Raw genomic sequence first — 20,841 nt, 5'->3', positions numbered from 1 at the left:
GGCGTATTCCTTCAGGTCAGTGGTAGTAGCCGGGGCCGCGCAGGTTGATGTGTTCATCGGGCAACAGCGGCAGGTTCTGCTGGGCCAGCGGTAGCCGCTCCAGCCCTTGGCGCAGGATCGATTCGAGGCTCTTGTAACTGCATGCGCCCAGCGCCAGGGCGCGCTGGCAAGCGGCTTCCAGCCGTTCTTCACCGTGCTGTTTGCCCAGGCGCAGGATGCCCAGGCAAGCACGGAAGCCGTGCTGCGGATGGATTCGGCGCTCGAGGATGTGGGCGATGACACCCGCGGTGTTTGGCCCGGTCTGCTCTGCCCAGCGGATCAGCCGTTGCGGCGTCCACTCGGCATGTTCGCGGTGGCTCTTGGGCATGTGCTCGGTTTGGGTGGTGTGGCGACCTTTGTGCGGCGATCGCACATGGCTGGCCACGCGCTGGTTGGCGTGGAAGCACTCGACGGTCTGTGCGGTCAGGCGCACTTCGAGTTGGTGCTTCACCAGTTGGTACGGTACCGAGTAGTAATGGCCGTCGACTTCGACGTGGTAGTCGATGTGCGCCCGCACCTTTTTCCATTCGGCGTAGACATAGGGCTGTTCCGGCAGGGGTTGCAGCGCGGGTTGGTCGAGCGCCTCGAAGGCCGAGCGGCGCGAGCCGGGCAGCTTATTGAAGGGTCGTTGATTCAGTCGCTCCAGCAGCACGCCGATTGCGGTGTTGAGTTCGCCCAGCGAGAAGAACTGGCGGTTGCGCAAGGCCGCGAGGATCCAGCGTTCGACCACCTGCACGCCGACTTCGACCTTGGCCTTGTCCTTGGGCTTGCGGGCGCGAGCGGGCAACACGGCGACCCCGTAATGCTCGGCCAGATCGCGATAGCTGGGGTTGATGTCCGGTTCGTAGCGATGCGCTTTGGTGACGCCGCTGCGCAAATTATCCGGCACCAGGATCTCGGGCGCTCCACCGAGAAACGCGAGGCAGCGGGCGTGCGAGCCCAGCCAATCGGGCAGTTGCTGCGACCAGGTGGCCTCGGCAAAGGTGTAGCTGGAGGCGCCGAGGACAGCGACGAAGACCTGGGCCTGGCGGATTTCGCCGGTGTGCCGGTCAATGACCGGCACGGTCTGGCCGGCATAGTCGACGAACAGCTTTTCGCCGGCGCGATGTTCCTGGCGCATGGCCACGTCGACCTTGGCGGCCCAGAGCCGGTAGTGCTCGCAGAACCAACTGTATTGGAAGCCTTGCGGGTGGCTGAGCCGGTACTCTTGCCAAAGCAGAGCCAGGGTGACGCCGGGGCGGCGCAGTTCGGCGTGAGCCCATGCCCAGTCAGGCATCGGACGCTGCTCACTGGGGATGGTCGGCGCAGGCGGAAACAACTGACGTTCCAATTCGGCGTCGGTCAGCGCAGAGGGCCAAGTCAGCCCGCAGGCAGCAAAGCGATTGAGGTAGTCACCGATGGTGGCTCGCCCCACTTGCAAGCTGACCGCGATCTGGCGAGCAGATAGACGCACCTCAAACTTGAGGCGCAGAACTTCTCGAATCTTACGCATGGATAAACGCTCCACGACGACCTCTCTGCTTCGAAAAAAGAGGTCGATGGTAGTGAATTAATCCTGCGTGGCTGCCTGCCTGAAGGGTGGCCGGATGGCTGTGGAATCAGTGGCCGGATGCGCGTGGAATGGGTGGCCGGATCATCGTGGAATAGGTGGCCGGATGGCCGCGGAATCCGCAGCCTTGAGCTGCAAAGCGTAAACTTACTCGCCAGCCGGGCTCGGTGATGGCAGGCGCACGTTGACTGAAAAATTAATCGCTATTGATAATTACAGAATTGTAATTATTGAGTCACCTTCCTGTTATCTGGGAATTGCAAAGATAGGGTTCGGCCGCCACGGTCGGTGCATACCCTGTGGGGCAGAATTATAAAAAAGCTGTAGGTCGAAAAAGACACTAATAGCTGCCAAAATCAAAGGAGTAAAAATGAATAAAAAGTCGAAGCTATCCCTTGCAGTTTTTGCGGCGATTGTAAGTTCGAGTCCTCTCGCAGCCATAGCACAAGATAAAGCAGAGGGTTTTATTGAGGGGAGCAGCCTCAACGTACTGAATCGAAACTTCTACTTTAACCGCGATCACCGCAATGGCCAGTCCAGCGCAACTGGAAATGGTTACTCTGAAGCTTGGGCGCACGGCATCATCGGTAAGTTCGAGTCTGGTTTTACGCAAGGTACTGTTGGAGTTGGGGTTGACGCCTTTGCAATGATTGGTCTGAAACTGGACACTGGCAACGGTCGTAATGGTGGTCGTAGTTCGTTTGATGTGCTTCCCGTTAACAGTGAGGGTGAAGCAAGCGATGATTGGTCGAAAGTTGGTGGGGCCGTAAAGGTACGCGCATTCGATACTGTTGTAAAAGTGGGGGATGTTTTCCCTTCGAACCCGGTAGTAGCGGCGGGGGACTCTCGATTGCTGCCCGAGAGCTTTCGCGGTGTGACCGCAGAAAACACCAGTATTGAAGGGCTCACAGTTCAGGGTGGCCGTTTGCACGCAATGAGCCAACCAACCTCAAGTGACATGAACGACGGTTTCGCCACTTTTTATGCCGGCCCGGTTGACTCTCCTTGGATCGCATACTTCGGTGGCGACTACAATCTGAATACCAACGTTCTGCTTAGCCTGTACTCCAGCGAGCTCAAGGATGCCTGGAATCAGTACTACGCAGCAACTACTATCAGTTATCCACTTTCGGATAACGCCCGCATTTTCGGTGGATTCAATTATTATAAAGCAGTGGACGAGGGCAAAAAACTTCTAGGCGAGTTTGACAACGACATCTGGAGCGGCAGAGTCGGTATAGCAGTAGGAGCACATAGTGTTGCTCTGTCCCATCAGCGTAACAATGGTGACGATGATTTCGATTACCTACGTCAGTCTGACTCGATTTTCCTGGATAACTCGATCCAATACAGCGACTTTAACTCCCCGAAAGAACGCTCCTGGATGGTTCGCTACGATTTGAACATGGCGACTTATGGCATACCGGGGCTTACGTTCATGACCCGCTACGCCAAGGGTACAGATGCGGACTATTCCAACGCCAACTCCGTCTACATGCGCCGTGATGCCGATGGAAACCCATTGACAGATCAGAAGCGTTGGGAGCGTGACATTGAAGTTAAGTACGTGGTTCAAACGGGGGCAATCAAGGACATGTCCTTCCGAATTCGACAAATGAACACCCGCGCAACCGAGTTTGAGTCCGACCTGGACGAGGTTCGCCTGATTGTCGAATATCCGCTGGCTCTCCTTTAACCCATCGGTATCCGATGAGTGGTTTCACCACTCATCGGATGAATCAAAACAGTGCACGCATCACAGGCCGAACTGCCCGCAAACCCATCAAACATGTCAATATTGTAATTTTTCACTCATCGTGGTGTTAGGTTGATCTCTCTATACTTCAAACAAATCCAGAAGTAGCACGCAGCATGTCTGGTTCTCCGGACAAATGAGAGGTCGCCATATATGAACCTAGTTAAACTATTCCTTATCGGTGTTGTTGCCATCGGCTCCACATCTGCAATGGCGGAAGACGGCATTGAACGGTCTCAAGCATATTGGAAAGAATTTAGGGCCAATCAGGAAAAAATCCATGGGAAACCTGACCAACCAAAGACTTCCGAGGTCGCGAAGAAAAAAACTGAATCAAGCAATCAATTAGCAGAAGAGCAAAAACCAAAAAATTGAGCTGGATTCAACCAAATTCACCTTTAGAAGCTTAGTGCTCCTTTGGAAAGAGGTGAATCTTTAGCGCCCTTTAGGGCGCTTTTTTTTTGAAATCACTTCCGCCCCTCCCGCCTGTAGCGTATAGTTACATTTAGCTTACCCCACCTAAAGTATTTGCTTGGGAGGTTCGGCTGCCATCTTCCGGGTCTGACCGCTGAGCGTGATCTCCACGCTGACTAGCCGATATATTTTGTTAGTTTGAATGGCTGCTCAAATAATTTAATGCTGCGAGCATTTGTGCGCTGCGCCGGCCACGGCCTCATGCGCTGATTGTGAAATTAAACACTTTCACAATCACCTTGGAAAGAGCGATGTTATATTTAAAGCTCGATGAGAATATTAACGTTCAGTACACCAGTGCTAGAGCAAGTTATTGAGGTCACCAATGATGATTGACTTAGGACTGATGCTATAGCACTAAACGCGCATTAGCGGCCAGGTCGCACAAGCCCCCGCCTATGAACACAAGAATTAGAAACCAGAGGAGCAGAACATGTACAAATCCAGCTTGACGCTTGCCGTGGCCGTTGGGGTATTGACCCAGCAAGCCGGCGCTGCAGGCTTTTTCGAGGACAGCAAAGCCGCACTCAGTTCCCGAACCATGTATTTCAATGCTGACAACCGTGAGACTGGCCCCGACCAGAAGGAATCGGCCCAGGGCTTCAAGCTCGATTACGTATCCGGCTTCACGCCAGGTACCATCGGTATCGGCTTTGACGCTCAAGCACTGTGGGGTATACACCTGGATGGCGGCAAGGGGCATCATCCAAACAACAACACCTTCTTTCCCAGCGATACCGATGGCTCGGCTGTAGATGAATGGAGCCGTTTCGGCGGCAACGTCAAGGCGCGCATCTCCAAGACCGAAGGCCGCCTGGGCAGCGCCCTGGCACCAAACCTGCCAATCCTGGTCGCCAACGACGGTCGCCTGCTGCCGCAGACCTTTGATGGCGGCATCGTTACTTCCAAAGAAATCGACAACCTGACCATCACTGCCGGCCAGATTGAACACGCCTATGGCCGTGCTTCGAGCAACCGTACGGGCCTTGCAGTCTCCGGTGGTCAGCAGGACAGCAACCAGTTCCGTTTTGGCGGTGCAGACTGGAAGGTCACCAAAGACCTGACCCTGCAGTACTACTACTCGAACCTGGAAAACTACTACACGCAAAACTTCCTGGGCCTGGTTCATGTCTTCCCGATCGGCACCGACCAATCGTTCAAGACTGACTTACGCTACTTCGACAGTCGCTCTGATGGCAAGAACGGCCAGACCGGCTATTTCTTTGACAACAATGGTGGTTTTGCCAAGAACGCGAACGAGGTCGACAACAAGACCTGGAGTGCCATGTTCACCTATACCTTGGGTGGTCATGCATTTCTGCTGGGCCACCAGCAAGTGGGTGATGATGGCGGCTTCGTCTGGGTGAACCAAAGTGGGGTCGTAGATGGAAACGGTCGTAATGAAGGCGCCGGGGGTTCCAGCTTTTACCTTTTCACCGACAGCATGGTCAATCAGTTCGCCCGCGCCGGTGAGAACACCACCTTCGGCCAGTACTCCTATGACTTCGCCCGCCTCGGCGTGCCAGGCTTGAAGGCGTCGATCGCCTACCTGAGCGGCGACGACATCAAGAGCAAGAGTGGCAATGGCAACTACTCCGAGTGGGAACGCGACATGCGTGTCGACTACGTCTTCCCGGAAGGCGTGCTCAAGGGCTTCGGCGCCACCGTGCGTCACGGTACCTATCGTGGCAGCGGCGAAAGTATTGCCGACCAAGACCAGACTCGCCTAATCTTCAACTACACGTATAGCTTCCTGTAATCGCGCGTAAATAAAGGCCTCGATTGATGAGGCTTTTCAATGTGAGCAGGTTTTTATCTCAGGCCAAAAATCAGCATACCCGCCCTGCCGCCAGCCATTTATGGACGGCCTTGTACTCTCTCATGGGGCGGGATGCTTCTCTTGCCCTGTCCAAGCGGGCTACAGGCGAGCACTGTACCCCATCATTGCCTGAAGCCTGAATTTCAATAGCAATGCAGGATTGCACTACTGACCCGATTACCCACTTGTACATTTTGGAAAGATAAGACGAAATACCGTAATGCTGCCGGGTAAACTCCGCACTTCTGTAGACCCTTGATGAAGGCTCATTATGGATCTAACTATTGCTAACCCCAACCCAGTACCACCTTCTTGTCGTGCTCGGCTAGGGTCGACCCTATAGAAGCGCTCAAATAAATGCGGAATATGCTGCGCAGGGATACCAATGCCGGGATTGCTCACAGACAACGAGGTTGTGTCAGCATGGGTTTCAATTAAAATTAATATTTCGCTCGCGAGCGGACTGTGTCTAATAGCGTTAGACAGAAGGTTAGAAATCGCTTGCTGAACCATTATCCTATCACCAAGCACCCATCCTTTACCAACGACCTTCAAGGAAACTTTCTTCTCATCCGCTGAAATACTAAATAGATCGACAACTTTTAAAGCTTCATCCAGAAGAGATATTTTCTCAAACTGAATTTGAGAAGCAGGATCACTGACTTGAGCCAGAAACAGCATGTCCGAAACTATTCGAGTCACGCGCTCCAGCTCTTCTGTGCACGACTCAAGAACAGCTTTATACTCCTCTGGCGGTCTCTCCCTCGAAAGGGTAACTTGAGCTTTGCCCATCAAATTGGTAATGGGGGATCTCAACTCATGAGCCAAATCATCTGAGAACTGAGAGAGCTGTTGAACATCACTGTTCAGCCTGTGCAACATAAAATTTATAGCGCATGCCAGCTCACCAAGCTCTTGAGGCAGTTTGTCAACTGAAATACGGTGAGTGAGATCTTGCGCGGATACCAAAGCCGCTACTCTACTGAACTGCTCCAGCGGCGACAGACCTCTTTGAACTATCCACCATGCTACCAAGCCGATTAAAATTATCAGAAAAGGAACAGCGATGGTAGTCGCACTCAGGTAGCTCCTGAGTAACCCTTCATCATATGAACGATCGGTAGAAAGCAAAACGTATACGTTTTCCCCACCCTGCGACCGCATCCGTTTCGATGCAGTAAGGATACGATTGCCGGCATCATCCACCCAATTTACATACGCCAAGGTTTCGCCGAGTTCAACGTCCAACGCATTTATATTTATAACTTTCGACCCGATATCTAAGAGCGGCGATTTTGTCAGGTCTTGGTCAAAAATTGAAAGGTACAAATTATCATGACCCATCACTAAATCTTGAAGCGCATGAGGCTTCAGGTAAATCTGCTCTTTATCTATGTCCGTAACTAAAATGTGTTGAATCTGCTCCATCTTCTTGTTAAGACTTATTTTAGTCTGTTTTTCCAAGGCAAGCGAAAGCGATAAAAAAACCAAAGCAGCTAATAATATTACGAGTCCAGCCCCCATGAGACTGACTGTCAAACCTAGCCGTGTGGACAAGCTAGTTGGCTTCATCACCTCTCCTCCAAGACATAGCCAACGCCTCGGAGGGTGTGAATTAACTTGATTTCAAACGGATCGTCGATCTTAGCCCGCAGCCGGCGCATTGAAACCTCAACCACGTTCGTGTCGCAGTCAAAATTCATATCCCACACTTGAGATATTATTTGAGTGCGTGTCAATACCACGCCAGCTTGCCTCATCAAAAGATGCAATAAGGCGAACTCTTTAGTTGTGAGATCTATACGTTGCGATCCACGGAATGCGCGATGTCGACCTTGATCGAGCTCAAGATCAGCGACTCTCAATATTTCTGGCGTTGGCATTTGATCGTTGCGTCGCATTAATGTTCTGACTCGTGCGAGCAGTTCTGGAAACTCAAATGGCTTTACCAGATAATCATCCGCCCCAGAATCTAATCCTCTAACCTTATCGACCAACCGCCCTCTCGCAGTGACCATCATTACGCGGGTCGAGCTTTTTTTGCGCAGATGTTCAAGGACTGTCCAACCATCAACTTCAGGGAGATTTACATCAAGAATTACCAAGTCGTATGCATGTTGGTTTGCAAGATGAAGTCCATCCTCTCCCGTGGAAGCGCAGTCGACAACATATCCGCTTTCGCTGAGCCCTTGGTGCAAATACTCAGCAGTTTTCGGCTCGTCCTCAATTACAAGGATTCGCATGTGGTTCACCTATAAAATGAATATGAAGTATTGCTTCGCACAGATTGGACATAGGCCCCAGCGGGCACTACACAGACCAGGCTGAGCCTGGCGCTATCATGCTTCGGCGAAGCCAGCATAGGCATAATCGGCAGTGGCCGCCTGTATTGTGTAACGGCATTTTGCTGCATTGCTGTCACTCGCTACGGCAGGATCTCCGTGCATGGTAGTGCAAAACTCCAAGAAAAAACTCTTGATGACGAATTTGTAATGTTACAGTCACCTTGCTGATAGGTATCAGGAACTACATTATTCCAAGAATTGGTCTTCTACTTGTTTTCTCCGGGCAATAATTGATTAATCAATCGGGCTCAGTAAGTAGTAAAGCCTTCGTTTATCCACGCAGCGCTAGTGCCGCAGAGGGCTTTTAAGTGTACGTAAAACCAATGGCCGTTCATGGGGTAGGTATAGGTAAGTTCTGTATGTTTTCAGGCCTGCTGGCTGCATTGTTGATTGCCTCAGTAACAACAATTGCTGCCGAATCAGTCGGGCAATCAATAACGATTGAAGATGCGTTGGCGCAAGCGCTCACAGAGAACCCAGCGTTCGCGGCAGCCCAGTGGAATACAGGCATTGCCGAAGGCGCTCGTACTCAAGCCGGGCTGATCCCCAATCCTGAGTTGTCCTGGAGCGTTGAGGACACGCGCAGTGAGTCCCGCATCACCAGCATTCAGGTATCCCAGTCAATTGAGTTGGGCGGCAAGCGTGGCGCGCGAATCGATGTTTCTGAGCGTGATCAGGACGCTGTAGCTATTGACCTTGAGCGTAAGAAAAATATCCTGCGCGCAGAGGTAATCCAGGCCTTTTACTCAGCACTGCGTGCCCAGGAAGGACTGCAGCTTTCCACCCAGTCGCAGGACCTTGCCAGTCGCGGACTCCAGGTGGTCGAAGGGCGCGTAAAAGCCGGCAAGGCTTCTCCAATCGAAATTTCGCGTGCTCAGGTGCAGCTCTCGGAAATTCAACTAGAGCTGAACCGCGCGCGCCTCAATCGAAGCAATGCCTACAAGCAACTGGCGCTCATAACTGGTGCAACGACGCCGAACTTCGAGCATGTCGAGGGTGATCTTGAGCGCCTGCCGTACCTGCCATCGCAGGCTGAGATGCTCGCGCGCATAACGGATACAGCGGATGTGCGGCTGGCCAGCATGCAAATCCGGCGTGCCGAGTCTTCCTTGGAGCTCGAAAAGTCGCAACGCATTCCCGACATCAACGTCAGCGTTGGCAGCCAATACGACGAAGGGCTTGGCGAACGAGTCAATTTGCTCGGCTTGTCGATGCCTATTCCGTTGTTCAATCGCAACCAGGGCAATGTGCTGGCCGCTGCTCGGGGGGCTGACCAGGCGAGCGATCTGCGCAATGCCACAGAACTTCGCCTGCGGGCGGAGGCTCAGCAGGCGTTTGAGCAATGGGAAAGTGCTAGAAGCGAAGTCGACTCGATCAGCAGCACGTTGCTTCCGACTGCGCAGCAAGCGGTAGAGGGGGCCGTTCGGGGATTTGAGATGGGCAAGTTTGCCTTTATCGATGTGCTCGATGCTCAGCGCACCCTTGTAAGCATGCGCTCCCAATACCTGAATACCCTGGATGAAGCTATTTCGGCTTGGGTGAGCTTGGAGAAGATTTACGGCTCCCAGCTCAACGTCGAATTCAAAAAATAAGCATCCCTGCACACCTACATAACGCCTTAGACGGTCGCGTCATGCGGCATAAAGCCTTGCCTGTTTACCAGGCGGCTTCATGTTTATTGAGCGCGTTTAGTCACCGCTGGGCCAAATTCAATACTTTTGATAATTTGGAGTTACCAATGGCATCAACAACTCCCAGAAAGCAGTGGCTGATGATCGCGGCCGTTGTCGCCATCGGTTTGGCCGTGGCGGGTCTGATTCTAAGTGGTAGCCCTGGTCAGTCCGGGGCGTCGGCTCACGCAGATCCCGAGCACCACGGGGATGCTTCGGCAGAGGCGCATGAAGAGGCCGACGAGCATGCAGATAAAGAGCACCATGAAGCCGTAGAACCCACCAGGGGCGAACATGGCGGCAAGCTTTTCACTGAGGGTGATTACGCGCTTGAAGTGACGATTTTTGAGGAAGGCGTAGAACCTCAGTTCCGACTCTATACCTACCTGGACGGCAAGCTTCTAAATCCTGCGGACAGCACGGTGCAAGTGACATTGTCGCGGCTTGGTCAGCCTGCGCAAATCATCAACTTCAGCAAAGAGAATGACTATCTGCGTGGCGATGCCGTGGTTGTAGAGCCGCATTCGTTCCAGGTTTCCATCAGCGCCAAGCACAGTGGCAAAAGCTACTCGTTCGGTTACGAGCAGGTTGAGGCGCGCGTGACTATGACGGATGCACAGCTTGAGCAGGGCGGTGTCACGCTCGCTACTGTTGGTCCCGCGAAAATTGCCTCCACGCTGCAGGTGCTGGGTGAGGTTCGTTACAACGGCGACCGCACGGTTCAGGTGACCCCGCAACTTGCCGGTCGGGTCGATTCGGTGGCGGTTAGTGCTGGCGATACGGTCCGCAAGGGCCAGGTGCTGGCCAAGATCTCCAGCCAGGCGCTTGCCGAACTGCGTGGCGAACTGCTTGCTGCCCAGCAGCGTTCGGCGCTTGCCCGCACGACCTATGCGCGTGAAAAACAATTGTGGGAGGAGAAGATTTCTGCCGAACAGGATTTCCTGCAGGCGCAGGTTGCCATGCAGGAGGCTGCTATCGCGGTGCAGCGCGTCCAGCAACAAATTGCCTCGCTGGGCGGTGCCCCGGCCAAAGGCCGGAACCTCACCGAGTTCGAGATTCGCGCCCCTATTGATGGCGTGATAACCAGCAAAAGCATCTCGGTTGGTGAGGTTCTCAAAGAGGACTCTGCAGTCTTTACCGTTTCCGATTTATCGACCGTCTGGGTGGATTCAACCATCGCGGCGAAGGACCTGGGCGTAATTGCCGAAGGGCAGAAAGTTGTCGTGAGCTTCAGCGGATTCGCCACCAAAGCTGAGGGCACCATTTCGTATGTCAGCGCTCTGGTTGGGGCACAGACCCGCTCGGCGACGGCTCGCATCGTTCTCACTAACCCAGATCGGGTATGGCGTCCCGGCTTGCCGGTGATGGTCGAAGTGGTTACTGAGGAAAACGACGTGCCTGTTGCTGTGGCGGTCGAAGCAATCCAGACCGTTCGCGATTGGCAAGTGGTGTTCGGCCGCTTCGATAACCAGCTGGAAGCTCGGCCTCTTGAGCTGGGCAAATCCGACGGACGCTTCGTCGAGGTTATCTCGGGTCTGAAGGTGGGTGATCGTTACGCACTGAAGAACAGTTTCCTGATCAAAGCTGAGCTTGGCAAAGCCGGCGCGAGCCATGACCACTAATCCGGAGTCGAGCCATGAAACAAGTTACAGCTATTTTTCGCCAGATCCGGCTTGAGGCCGTCGAGCAAGCGTTGCACGCACTGCCGCATCTGCCTGGATTTACCATTCTGCCTGCCCATGGCCATCCACGTGGCCACGGCAAGGATCACGGCTACATCGCAGACGAGTGGAACCCCGACTCTCACCAGCATCTCGTGCTATTGACGTTCTGTTCCGACGAGGTTGCCGATGAGATCGTTCAGGCCATAGAGAAGGCTGCCCACACAGGTGTGCCCGGTGACGGAATCGTTACCGTATCCCCTTTGACTGACGCATTGCGCATCCGTACTGGAGAGCGCGGTGATGCTGCGCTTTAGGGGAAATTGACATGTATGAACGATTAATTCGCTTCGCCATCGATCAGCGCTGGCTGGTTTTGCTGGCTGTGCTCGGCATGGCAGCGTTGGGTGTTTACAGCTATCAGAAACTGCCGATTGATGCGGTTCCCGATATCACCAACGTGCAGGTGCAGATCAATACCGAGGCCAAGGGCTACTCGCCGCTGGAGACCGAGCAACGTGTGACTTTCCCGATTGAGACGGTCATGGCGGGGCTCCCCAACTTGCAGGAAACGCGCTCCATCTCGCGTTATGGGCTGTCGCAGGTCACCGTCATCTTTGAAGACGGTACGGACATCTACTTCGCGCGCCAGTTGGTGAATGAGCGGATACAGGAAGCCCGCGGCAATCTTCCCAGCGATCTGTCGCCGGGCATGGGACCCATCGCCTCTGGTCTGGGCGAGATCTACATGTGGACCATCGAGTCGGTAGACGGCGCGAAAAAGCCGGATGGCAGCCGCTATACGCCGATGGATCTGCGTGAGATTCAGGACTGGATCGTCAAGCCGCAACTGCGAACCGTTAAAGGCGTTACCGAGATCAACACCATTGGCGGCTATGCCAAGGAGTTCCAGGTTTCGCCTATGCCGGAGCGTCTGGTCGCCCATGGCCTTAGCCTGCAGGACATTGTTGCGGCGCTGGAAAACAACAACGCCAACGTTGGGGCGGGTTACATCGAACGCAGCGGCGAGCAGTACCTGATCCGCGCTCCAGGGCAGGTCGGCACTATCGCGGACATCGCCAATATCATCATCAAGAACACCGATGGCGTTCCTGTGCGTATCGGTGATGTGGCCGAGGTTGGCCTGGGTAAAGAACTGCGTACCGGTGCCGCCACTGAAAACGGTCAGGAGGTAGTGCTCGGCACGGCGTTCATGTTGATTGGCGAGAACAGTCGTTATGTATCGCAGGCTGTCGACCAGCGCCTGAAGGAGATTAACCGCAACCTGCCGAAAGGGGTCATGGCGAAGACTGTCTATGACCGCACCGTATTGGTCGACAAAGCCATCAGCACGGTCAAAAAGAACCTGATCGAAGGTGCTCTACTGGTTATCGCGATCCTGTTCCTGTTCCTGGGCAACATCCGTGCTGCCCTCATCACTGCGATGGTGATTCCGCTATCGATGTTGTTCACCTTCACGGGCATGGTCAGCAACAAGGTCAGCGCGAACCTGATGAGCCTCGGCGCGCTCGACTTCGGCATCATCATCGATGGTGCTGTGGTGATCGTTGAGAACTGCGTGCGGCGTCTGGCCCACGCTCAGGCCGCCGCGGGCCGAACGCTGACCCGTAACGAGCGTTTTCATGAGGTTTTCGCGGCCTCGAAGGAAGCGCGTCGTCCGCTGCTGTTCGGTCAACTGATCATCATGGTGGTGTACCTGCCGATCTTTGCGCTGACGGGTGTGGAAGGCAAGATGTTCCACCCGATGGCGTTCACCGTGGTGACTGCCCTGCTGGGGGCCATGATCCTCTCTGTGACGTTCGTCCCGGCGGCTGTTGCGCTATTCCTCAATGGCAACGTCAGCGAGAAAGAAAACCGCTTGATGGTCTGGGTCAAGCAAGGCTACGCGCCGTTGCTGGATTGGGTCATGGTCAGCAAGCCACTGGTGTTGACCATTGTGGCAGTCATCATGGTGCTTTCAGGCTTGGCTGCTTCGCGGATGGGTAGCGAGTTTGTGCCGAGTCTGGATGAAGGCGATATCGCGCTGCATGCCCTGCGCATTCCAGGTACCAGCCTCTCGCAAGCGATTGACATGCAGGTGCAACTCGAACAAAGGGTCAAATCCTTTGCCGAGGTTGATACGGTGTTCGCCAAGCTGGGAACCGCTGAAATCGCGACTGACCCGATGCCGCCGAACGTGGCGGACAACTTTGTCATGCTCAAGCCGCGCGACCAATGGCCCGACCCTGATCGTAGCAAAGCCGATCTGGTTGCGGCGATGCAGGAAGCGGTCGAACAGGTTTCCGGCAACAACTACGAATTCACTCAGCCCATCCAGATGCGCTTCAACGAACTGATCTCCGGCGTGCGCAGTGACGTCGCGGTGAAAGTGTTTGGCGACGACATGGACGTGATGAATGAGACCGCCGAGCAAATCGCTGAGGTGCTGGAGGGTATTCCGGGTGCCGCCGATGTGAAGGTTGAGCAGACCACGGGGCTGCCGATGCTCAGTGTACAAATCGACCGTGAGAAAGCCGCGCGATTCGGTTTGAATGTCTCGGAGATTCAGGACGCCATTTCCACCGCCATCGGCGGGCGCGAAGCTGGAGCGCTGTTTGAAGGTGACCGGCGCTTCGATATCCAGGTTCGCCTGGCAGACGAGTGGCGAAATGACGTCGACAAAATCCAGCAGCTGCCTATTCGCCTGGCCAATGGCGACGGCCTAGATAGCCCAGGGTTTGTGCGCTTGGCTGATGTGGCGAGTGTGATTTCCGCCCCTGGTCCGAACCAGATCAGCCGTGAAAGTGGCAAGCGCCGTGTGGTAGTTACTGCCAACGTTCGTGGCCGCGATATTGGCTCTTTTTTCGCCGAGGCCGAGAGCAAAATCGCCCAGGCGGTAAGTGTCCCTACAGGTTACTGGACAACCTGGGGGGGGACCTTCGAGCAGCTTCAATCGGCTGCCAAGCGCCTGCAAATTGTCGTGCCAGTGTCGCTGCTGCTGGTGTTCACGCTGCTTTTCATGATGTTCGGCAATGTCAAAGATGGTCTGCTGGTATTCACCGGCGTGCCCTTCGCACTGACAGGCGGGATCATGGCCTTGTGGCTGCGTGATATTCCGCTCTCGATCTCTGCGGGGGTGGGCTTCATTGCATTGTCGGGTGTGGCGGTACTCAACGGCCTGGTCATGATTTCCTTCATTCGTAGTTTGCGTGAGAACGGCATGGGGCTGGACGAGGCCATTCGCGAAGGCGCGTTGACTCGTCTGCGGCCTGTGCTGATGACTGCCTTGGTGGCGTCTCTGGGCTTTATTCCAATGGCCACGGCCATTGGCACGGGTGCGGAGGTTCAGCGGCCTCTGGCCACGGTGGTAATTGGCGGAATCCTGTCATCAACGGCGCTGACGCTGCTGGTGCTGCCATTGCTCTACCGCTTGGCCCATCGCATGCGTTAAGTTCACAACGCTATTCGTGTACAAGCAAAAGCCCCGCTCAAAAGCGCAATGCTGTTCACTGAAGGATTGTTGACTAATCCTCGAGCAGCAGGAAAATCCGGAATCTGATAAGGATTCCGGATTTTTATGCCCGTAGCACAGGATTTGAGCGCTGTTCTGCGGGTGCCCACAGAATTCGGCAAAAATAGTACGCTAGTCGGGTAGCCCCGGGTCATTACTGATCCAGGGCCCCCTGAGAACCGTACGTGCGATTTTGGGGTTTGGGGAGCAACGGAACCGTGCGACCTGAGGTCGTCTGAATTTCTGTTTTACTGGAGAGTTTTCTCCCGATGAAACCGGTTGTTCCATCAACCGTTTCCTACCTGGACATGCGGGGCCGGTAACAGCTCGGTGTGAAGCTCTGGGGACAATGTACCCGCCGATTTACTCGGTACGCCTACCCGCGAGGGGAAGCGGAATCTACCAGCACAAGGGTGGTGAGGGGCTAGGAACGAGCGGCTACGACCAACATATGTGAACCTCTGTTAAACGTCGTCATGCTCAACAAGCCAAATGTGCTGACAGGCTTGAACCAAAACGGTACGCGGCAAGGTATGACCCCTTGATTCCTGGGTCATCATGGACAGTAGGCCGCCGGCGAATAGGAAGGGTCCGCCCCGCTCAGAATTTCAGGCGGAACAGGGTAAGCCCGTAGTGCCGCCGGAAACGGCAGGCGAACCGCAAGGAACGCTGTGGGTGCTGCGGGTAGAGGAATGCGGAAAAAGCGAAGGCCTGCCTGTAATGGGCGGGATAGGGGTTGGGGGAGCAACGGAACAGTGCGACCTGAGGTCGTCTGAATTTCTGTTTTACTGGAGAGTTTTCTCCCGATGAAACCGGTTGTTCCATCAACCGTTTCCTACCTGGACATGCGGGGCCGGTAACAGCTCGGTGTGAAGCTCTGGGGACAATGTACCCGCCGATTTACTCGGTACGCCTACCCGCGAGGGGAAGCGGAATCTACCAGCACAAAGGTGGTGAGGGGCTAGGAACGAGCGGCTACGACCAACATATGTGAACCTCTGTTAAACGTCGTCATGCTCAACAAGCCAAATGTGCTGACAGGCTTGAACCAAAACGGTACGCGGTAAGGTATGACCCCTTTATTCCTGGGTCATCATGGACAGTAGGCCGCCGGCGAACAGGAGGGGTCCGCCCCGCTCAGAAATTCAGGCGGAACAGGGTAAGCCCTTAGTGCCGCCGGAAACGGCAGGCGAACCGCAAGGAACGCTGTGGGTGCTGCGGGTAGAGGAATGCGGAAAAAGCGAAGGCCTGCCTGTAATGGGCGGGATACGGGCTGAAACATTGCTCGACGCGAAAGTGGGCAGACTTCCGTATGGTCATTCATGGCGAGAGAACTTGATTAATCGTTACTCGAAGGAAAGCAGATGACGGCTATTGGTAGCGCTGCGAAAACAGATGCGATCGGTACTGGTGCACCTTCGCACGCTGAAAAGATGTGGCTTCAGGCTAACTGGGGCCTCATCAAAGAAGAAGTGAAACGACTCCAGGCGCGTATCGCTAAGGCAACAATGGAAGGCAGATGGGGCAAGGTGAAAGCCCTGCAACACCTGCTGACCCGCTCGCACAGCGGCAAGATGTTAGCTGTCAAACGAGTGACAGAAAATCGTGGCAAGAGAACGCCGGGCGTCGATGGCAAAATCTGGTCGACCCCGGCGGCCAAGTGGAGCGGGATGGAGTCAATGCGACATCGCAGCTACCGTGCGTTGCCGCTTCGACGTATTTGGGGTCATGCCGAGATAAGGGGGAAATTCATTCATTTTGTCTGTAACCAACTGTTATTTAACGGTTTATGTTCATGCCTGTGGTGGTTGAGGCTAATTCAGGCCTGCCCCTCTCAGCGCAATGCCGAGACAAGGCAAAAACTAGGGCATTCGCTCTGTAAGTGGCTGTATTTAAATTAGTTTTTTCAGAAGGACGAGCGCATCAAATCGCCTCCGCCTCCGCCTCCGCCTCCGCCTTCTGCTGAGTGCTCTGTTGCGCGATGATGGTCGTACAGAAATCCATGAGTGAAGAAAAAATTGCCTATTCCCTCATAAGTGAAGATTTTCTAGGCCAAGTTAAGGAAATCTGTAGCAATGAATCGATTCTGAAGCTTTTGGATGGCGCCCCTTCTCGACCGCCGCTGGAGGTACTGACCGTGGAGCACATTGTTACTCAACCGGCTGAAACGGTCGCAGACATTACCGGTGATGTCTGCGGCCAGAGCGCTCGTGTGGAAGGCTATGGCCAACAGTTTGGAACCCTTCAAGCCCAGTGGGGGGTCTGGTTCCAAGCATGATGGTGAGCGCTATGAGGTTCATCTTTGCGAGCCTTGCTTTTTCCGCACGCTGAGCGCTTTGCGTCGCGAACGTATGGTCAACACCATGTTCGACGAGGAGCCCAATACCACAGAGGATGAGTTCGGTCTGGTGCGCCGTGGCGAATTCTGGGGCGACGGCTGAGCCTGGCCGCGCAGATATCGGTATCTAATGGTACGGGATAAGAATCGCGATCCCGGAGGCGGCATGGACAAACTCTACGATAAGCTGGGATTGCCGAAAGGCCATTATCGGCTGCATCACGCTCTACTGGCGGGGCTGCCAGTATCGCTGGCTGCCGATCTGGCGCGGGAGCTTGGGCTGCCGCCCGCACGAGTGACGAAATGGGTCGGGGCATCCACCCGACCTGCCACGATGCCCATGCAGCCAGGCGAGATTTTCTGTCGTCTCGTCGAGACTCTGGATGTTCTTCTGGAGCGGTATGACGACAACCTGGAGGGTGCGCTCCACTGGCCGACAACACCGAATATGGCGCTGGCCAATGAGCGACCGGCCGATCTGCTGGTCACAGAGACTGGCAGGCGTACTGTACAGCAGGCCATTCATGCGATTGAATATGGCCTGCCGGTTTGATCCATCGCGTGGGGTTAGCGGGCGGCGGCTGGCGTGGTAGTGGTGGCTGTTCAGCGTTCAATCGAGGAGCTGAAGATTGGCTCGAAAATCGAACCTTCCGCTTGCTCCTCAATCCGGCCGGCCAGGAGCCCATCATCCTGGCTCGGATAGTGACGTAACAACCGCTGGGCCTCATTGCGGATGGATTCCGGCAAGGTGGTGTCACGAGAGACCTCGACGAGAAACTCGCGGGTCTGCACCACGGCGTGGGTACGTTCGTAGGGTAGCGTCATCTGCACCTCCACTCAGCTTCTGGCCTCAGTGTGCCGGATCATGGGCTACTTGCACCACCGCTGTTCGCGGGCGGCGCATGTCCGAGCAGTTTCAGCTGTGCGGTGGCTTCGACCAAGCGCTCCTGCAGGCCCTGCGCTTGCTGTGCCTGAATCGCGGAGGCTTCATCAAACCGGGCCACTTCCTCCTGCAAGGTATGACAACGCTGCGCCAGGGCTTCGTTCGTGCGCTCGACGCCGGCTAGAGCGTTCTGGGCGGTCTCCAGGGCCTGCGTCTTCTGTGCCAGTAGCTGCTGCTGCGCATGCTGATCCTTCTGCAGCTGCCGCGCCTCGGCGAGCAGGCGCGCGTTGTCGCGGTTCAGTTGGGTCAGCTCGTCCTGTTTGATGATCAGGGTCTGCTGCAGCTGCCGCAGCTCCAGTTGTAGTTGTTGCATCTGTGACTCGTGCCGGCGCTGTTCCTGCTCACGCTGTTCCTTGCTGGCCTGGCGATAGTGCTCCAGGGCATCACGGGCATGCTGATGCTTGTCCTCCAGTGAGCGAATTTGCCCGTCGCGGTCCTGCAGGCGCGCTTCCTGATCGCGGTTGGCTTGCTGCAAGCGGGCATTCTCAACCTCGGTCTGTTGGCGCTGCTGCTGTTCCTGCTGTAGTGCTTGCTGGGCAGTCTGGAGCTGCTCTGTGAGCCCAGTGCACTGACTTTCCAACTGCTGGATGCGGCTTTCGGCCTGCCGAACCTGGTTTTGATAGTCGAGGCGTTCGCGTGCCAGCTGCTCGCGCTCCTGGGCCACGGCGGCCTGCGCTTCCTCCTTTAGCTGATCCGCCAACTGGCCGACCAGGTTGGCCAACTGCTCGCTGAGCGGTATTGCGGCCGCATTCCGGCCGCACTCGGCGTCTTCGAGTTCTTTCAGATAGCGGTGAATGGTGGTTTTCGAGCCGGTATTGCCCAGTTCGACCCGTATCGCGTCGATGCTGGGGTTCTCGCCCCGCGCCAGGATGGCCTGTCGGGCCTTCTGAACCAGCGCCTTGTTGATGCCGCCACGGGCCATGGTTTGCTCCGACGATTTCGTAGTGAATTACATACCATGTAAATACATACCACAATTTGCATATTAAATTCAGATATTTCAGGTTAGCTCATTTTTGATAATATAAGATTATCCAAGGCCAGACGCTTTTTGCCTGGTTTTGCCCTCCGAAACGGTACGCACAGGCCCATCTCCCATGCTTTCCGAGCTTGATCGCTACATCGCCGCCGGTACCCGCGACAACACCCGACGCAGCTATCAGGCCGCGGTCGAGCACTTCGAGGTGAGCTGGGGTGGCTTCCTGCCGGCCACCAGCACGGCGGTGGCCGATTACCTGGTGGCCTACGCCGGCAAGTTGTCGCTGAATACCTTGCGCCTGCGTCTGGCCGCGTTGGCGCAGTGGCACCTGAGCCAGGGTTTCCTCGACCCCACCAAGAGCCCAGTGGTCAAACAGGTGTTGAAGGGCATCCGCACCCTGCATCCGCAGCAGGAGAAACAAGCCGAGCCGCTGCAATTGCTGGCACTGGAGCGCTGCATTGGTTGGCTTGAAAAAGAAGCCGAGGTGGCGTTGATCGCCCAGGATCACAAGCGCCTGCTGCGCAGCCGACGCGATCGCGCCTTGATTCTGCTCGGCTTCTGGCGCGCCTTTCGCAGCGAGGAGCTCTGTCGGCTGGAGGTGGAGTTCATCCAGGTCAAACGCGGGGAGGGCATGCGTATCTTTCTGCCCTGGAGCAAAGGCGATCGCGACAGCAATGGGGCGACCTATGCGGCCCCGGCGCTGGAGCGACTGTGTCCCGTCGAGGCCTATAACGACTGGATCAGCACGGCGGGGATTGCCAAGGGACCGGTGTTTCGCGGCATTGATCGCTGGGGGCGGCTATCCGACCAGGCGCTGCATCCCTATAGCGTGGCGCCTATCCTGCGCGAGGCTTTGGCAGGGGCGGGCGTGGCGGGCGAACTGTACAGCAGCCACTCCCTTAGGCGCGGCTTCGCCAACTGGGCCAGTCAGAGTGGCTGGGATCAGAAGTCGCTGATGAGTTACGTCGGCTGGAAGGACAGCAAGTCCGCGTTACGCTATGTCGATGCCCGCATGGAGTTTCAGTTGCCACCGGCCACCCCACTTATCGCGGAATAGGGCCTCATGTATGTCATCGCTTGAAAAAGGCAAACTGGGTCGGCGCGCGGCTGGCTGAGAGTGTCATGCTGATAAGTGGCTGCCTTCGACGTTGGCGAGCGGGGTTACCGACCGGCTTCACCTGCAAGCCAGGCCAGCGTAAGGCTGATGAATCGTTTGCGATAAACGATGCCGTCCCACTCCAGCTGCCGGCGGCCTTGCTGCACGCGGTCATCCAGGCCGAGTCGCGGTACAACCCCAAGGCACGTTCGGACAAGGGCGCAGCAGGCCTGATGCAATTGATGCCCGGCACCGCCCGGGAACTGGGGGTCAGCAACGTGCTCGACCCGGCCTCGAATATCCAAGGCGGGGCGCGTTACCTCAAGCGCCTGATGGTGATGTTCGATAACGATATGGCCCTGGCGCTGGCGGCCTATAACGCCGGGCCTGCGGCGGTATTGCGCCGGGGGCGGGTCATCCCTCCGTTCAGTGAGACCCAGCGCTATGTGCCCAGCGTGCTGCGCACCTACCGCGCCTTGCAAGGCCTTGCTCCGGATGCACCGCTGTGAAGGCCGGCGCAGCAATGCCCCAGCTGCACCCATAACCGGGTACAGCCTCCATCGCGTATGGCCAGCCCCCGAATACTGGGGGTTGGGGGTAAAATCCCAACGCAATTTCGAGTAATAACTCATAACTATCTGAATACAAATAAGAAAAATGT

General features: G+C 55.7%; 16 protein-coding genes and 1 pseudogene. 12 read left to right on the top strand and 5 right to left on the bottom strand.

Going from position 1 to position 20,841, the window contains the following annotated elements:
- Positions 1-16 precede the first annotated feature (16 nt).
- Entirely contained in the window at positions 17-1,531 is a 1,515-nt protein-coding gene (istA, locus tag NVV94_RS14745; RefSeq protein WP_258443136.1) for an IS21 family transposase, read from the bottom strand.
- A 427-nt stretch (positions 1,532-1,958) separates the two neighbouring features.
- On the opposite strand from istA, the gene NVV94_RS14740 reads away from it, so the two are divergent.
- The 3 genes from NVV94_RS14740 (at position 1,959) to NVV94_RS14730 (ending at position 5,577) form a co-directional block, all read left to right on the top strand.
- Positions 1,959-3,284, top strand: coding sequence for an OprD family porin (locus tag NVV94_RS14740; RefSeq protein WP_258443135.1), 1,326 nt, complete (start codon positions 1,959-1,961; stop codon positions 3,282-3,284).
- Between the two features lie 213 nt (positions 3,285-3,497).
- Positions 3,498-3,719, top strand: a complete 222-nt coding sequence (locus NVV94_RS14735; protein ID WP_258443134.1) for a hypothetical protein — start codon at positions 3,498-3,500, stop codon at positions 3,717-3,719.
- A 532-nt stretch (positions 3,720-4,251) separates the two neighbouring features.
- Positions 4,252-5,577, top strand: a complete 1,326-nt coding sequence (locus tag NVV94_RS14730) for an OprD family porin (RefSeq protein ID WP_258443133.1) — start codon at positions 4,252-4,254, stop codon at positions 5,575-5,577.
- Between the two features lie 237 nt (positions 5,578-5,814).
- On the opposite strand, the gene NVV94_RS14725 is transcribed toward NVV94_RS14730, so the two are convergent.
- Complete coding sequence (locus NVV94_RS14725) at positions 5,815-7,209, bottom strand: heavy metal sensor histidine kinase (RefSeq protein WP_258443132.1); 1,395 nt, start codon at positions 7,207-7,209, stop codon at positions 5,815-5,817.
- Positions 7,209-7,880: a heavy metal response regulator transcription factor gene (locus tag NVV94_RS14720; RefSeq protein ID WP_258443131.1), complete on the bottom strand. Its 672-nt coding sequence runs from the start codon at positions 7,878-7,880 to the stop codon at positions 7,209-7,211. Before NVV94_RS14720 ends, NVV94_RS14725 begins: the two co-directional genes overlap by 1 nt.
- A gap of 461 nt (positions 7,881-8,341) precedes the next feature.
- Here NVV94_RS14720 and NVV94_RS14715 point away from each other — a divergent pair, with 461 nt between their 5' ends.
- From NVV94_RS14715 to NVV94_RS14685, 7 genes and pseudogenes are all read left to right on the top strand, one after another.
- On the top strand, positions 8,342-9,574 hold the full coding sequence (locus NVV94_RS14715) for a TolC family protein (RefSeq protein ID WP_258443129.1): 1,233 nt from the start codon (positions 8,342-8,344) through the stop codon (positions 9,572-9,574).
- 41 nt (positions 9,575-9,615) lie between these two features.
- The gene (locus NVV94_RS14710; RefSeq protein WP_258443128.1) at positions 9,616-11,274 is read left to right on the top strand and encodes an efflux RND transporter periplasmic adaptor subunit; all 1,659 of its coding nucleotides are present in this window, start codon (positions 9,616-9,618) and stop codon (positions 11,272-11,274) included.
- A gap of 14 nt (positions 11,275-11,288) precedes the next feature.
- Entirely contained in the window at positions 11,289-11,630 is a 342-nt protein-coding gene (locus tag NVV94_RS14705) for a P-II family nitrogen regulator (RefSeq protein ID WP_258443127.1), read from the top strand.
- An 11-nt stretch (positions 11,631-11,641) separates the two neighbouring features.
- Positions 11,642-14,764 carry an efflux RND transporter permease subunit gene (locus NVV94_RS14700; protein ID WP_258443126.1) on the top strand — a complete coding sequence of 1,041 codons (3,123 nt, stop codon included), beginning with the start codon at positions 11,642-11,644 and terminating at the stop codon, positions 14,762-14,764.
- A gap of 1,424 nt (positions 14,765-16,188) precedes the next feature.
- Entirely contained in the window at positions 16,189-16,725 is a 537-nt protein-coding gene (locus NVV94_RS14695) for a reverse transcriptase N-terminal domain-containing protein (RefSeq protein ID WP_258443125.1), read from the top strand.
- Positions 16,726-16,955: 230 nt separating this feature from the next.
- Positions 16,956-17,265 (top strand): annotated as a pseudogene (locus tag NVV94_RS14690) (hypothetical protein).
- A gap of 63 nt (positions 17,266-17,328) precedes the next feature.
- Positions 17,329-17,715 carry an antitoxin Xre/MbcA/ParS toxin-binding domain-containing protein gene (locus NVV94_RS14685; protein WP_258443124.1) on the top strand — a complete coding sequence of 129 codons (387 nt, stop codon included), beginning with the start codon at positions 17,329-17,331 and terminating at the stop codon, positions 17,713-17,715.
- Between the two features lie 50 nt (positions 17,716-17,765).
- On the opposite strand, the gene NVV94_RS14680 is transcribed toward NVV94_RS14685, so the two are convergent.
- On the bottom strand, positions 17,766-17,987 hold the full coding sequence (locus NVV94_RS14680) for a BPSL0761 family protein (RefSeq protein ID WP_258443123.1): 222 nt from the start codon (positions 17,985-17,987) through the stop codon (positions 17,766-17,768).
- A 38-nt stretch (positions 17,988-18,025) separates the two neighbouring features.
- Positions 18,026-19,027 (bottom strand): DNA-binding protein, encoded by a 1,002-nt coding sequence (locus NVV94_RS14675; RefSeq protein ID WP_258443122.1) that lies wholly within the window; start codon positions 19,025-19,027, stop codon positions 18,026-18,028.
- A gap of 175 nt (positions 19,028-19,202) precedes the next feature.
- Between NVV94_RS14675 and NVV94_RS14670 the strand changes: the two genes are divergently transcribed.
- On the top strand, positions 19,203-20,141 hold the full coding sequence (locus NVV94_RS14670) for a site-specific integrase (RefSeq protein WP_258443121.1): 939 nt from the start codon (positions 19,203-19,205) through the stop codon (positions 20,139-20,141).
- Positions 20,142-20,206: 65 nt separating this feature from the next.
- Positions 20,207-20,689: a lytic transglycosylase domain-containing protein gene (locus tag NVV94_RS14665; protein ID WP_258443120.1), complete on the top strand. Its 483-nt coding sequence runs from the start codon at positions 20,207-20,209 to the stop codon at positions 20,687-20,689.
- Positions 20,690-20,841 lie beyond the last annotated feature (152 nt).

Source organism: Pseudomonas sp. LS1212 (assembly GCF_024741815.1).
In the GTDB taxonomy this organism is placed as follows: domain Bacteria; phylum Pseudomonadota; class Gammaproteobacteria; order Pseudomonadales; family Pseudomonadaceae; genus Aquipseudomonas.
This window is presented reverse-complemented; position numbering and strand designations above follow the sequence as displayed.

What these genes read in the sequence shown, in the direction of transcription:
- NVV94_RS14685 (WP_258443124.1), top strand. Translation starts at nt 17,329, where the DNA reads ATGGACAAACTCTACGATAAGCTGGGATTGCCGAAAGGCCATTATCGG.
- NVV94_RS14700 (WP_258443126.1), top strand. Translation starts at nt 11,642, where the DNA reads ATGTATGAACGATTAATTCGCTTCGCCATCGATCAGCGCTGGCTGGTT.
- NVV94_RS14675 (WP_258443122.1), bottom strand. Translation starts at nt 19,027, where the DNA reads ATGGCCCGTGGCGGCATCAACAAGGCGCTGGTTCAGAAGGCCCGACAG.
- NVV94_RS14730 (WP_258443133.1), top strand. Translation starts at nt 4,252, where the DNA reads ATGTACAAATCCAGCTTGACGCTTGCCGTGGCCGTTGGGGTATTGACC.
- NVV94_RS14715 (WP_258443129.1), top strand. Translation starts at nt 8,342, where the DNA reads ATGTTTTCAGGCCTGCTGGCTGCATTGTTGATTGCCTCAGTAACAACA.
- istA (WP_258443136.1), bottom strand. Translation starts at nt 1,531, where the DNA reads ATGCGTAAGATTCGAGAAGTTCTGCGCCTCAAGTTTGAGGTGCGTCTA.
- NVV94_RS14720 (WP_258443131.1), bottom strand. Translation starts at nt 7,880, where the DNA reads ATGCGAATCCTTGTAATTGAGGACGAGCCGAAAACTGCTGAGTATTTG.
- NVV94_RS14710 (WP_258443128.1), top strand. Translation starts at nt 9,616, where the DNA reads ATGCGGCATAAAGCCTTGCCTGTTTACCAGGCGGCTTCATGTTTATTG.
- NVV94_RS14665 (WP_258443120.1), top strand. Translation starts at nt 20,207, where the DNA reads ATGCTGATAAGTGGCTGCCTTCGACGTTGGCGAGCGGGGTTACCGACC.
- NVV94_RS14735 (WP_258443134.1), top strand. Translation starts at nt 3,498, where the DNA reads ATGAACCTAGTTAAACTATTCCTTATCGGTGTTGTTGCCATCGGCTCC.
- NVV94_RS14725 (WP_258443132.1), bottom strand. Translation starts at nt 7,209, where the DNA reads ATGAAGCCAACTAGCTTGTCCACACGGCTAGGTTTGACAGTCAGTCTC.
- NVV94_RS14670 (WP_258443121.1), top strand. Translation starts at nt 19,203, where the DNA reads ATGCTTTCCGAGCTTGATCGCTACATCGCCGCCGGTACCCGCGACAAC.
- NVV94_RS14680 (WP_258443123.1), bottom strand. Translation starts at nt 17,987, where the DNA reads ATGACGCTACCCTACGAACGTACCCACGCCGTGGTGCAGACCCGCGAG.
- NVV94_RS14705 (WP_258443127.1), top strand. Translation starts at nt 11,289, where the DNA reads ATGAAACAAGTTACAGCTATTTTTCGCCAGATCCGGCTTGAGGCCGTC.
- NVV94_RS14740 (WP_258443135.1), top strand. Translation starts at nt 1,959, where the DNA reads ATGAATAAAAAGTCGAAGCTATCCCTTGCAGTTTTTGCGGCGATTGTA.
- NVV94_RS14695 (WP_258443125.1), top strand. Translation starts at nt 16,189, where the DNA reads ATGACGGCTATTGGTAGCGCTGCGAAAACAGATGCGATCGGTACTGGT.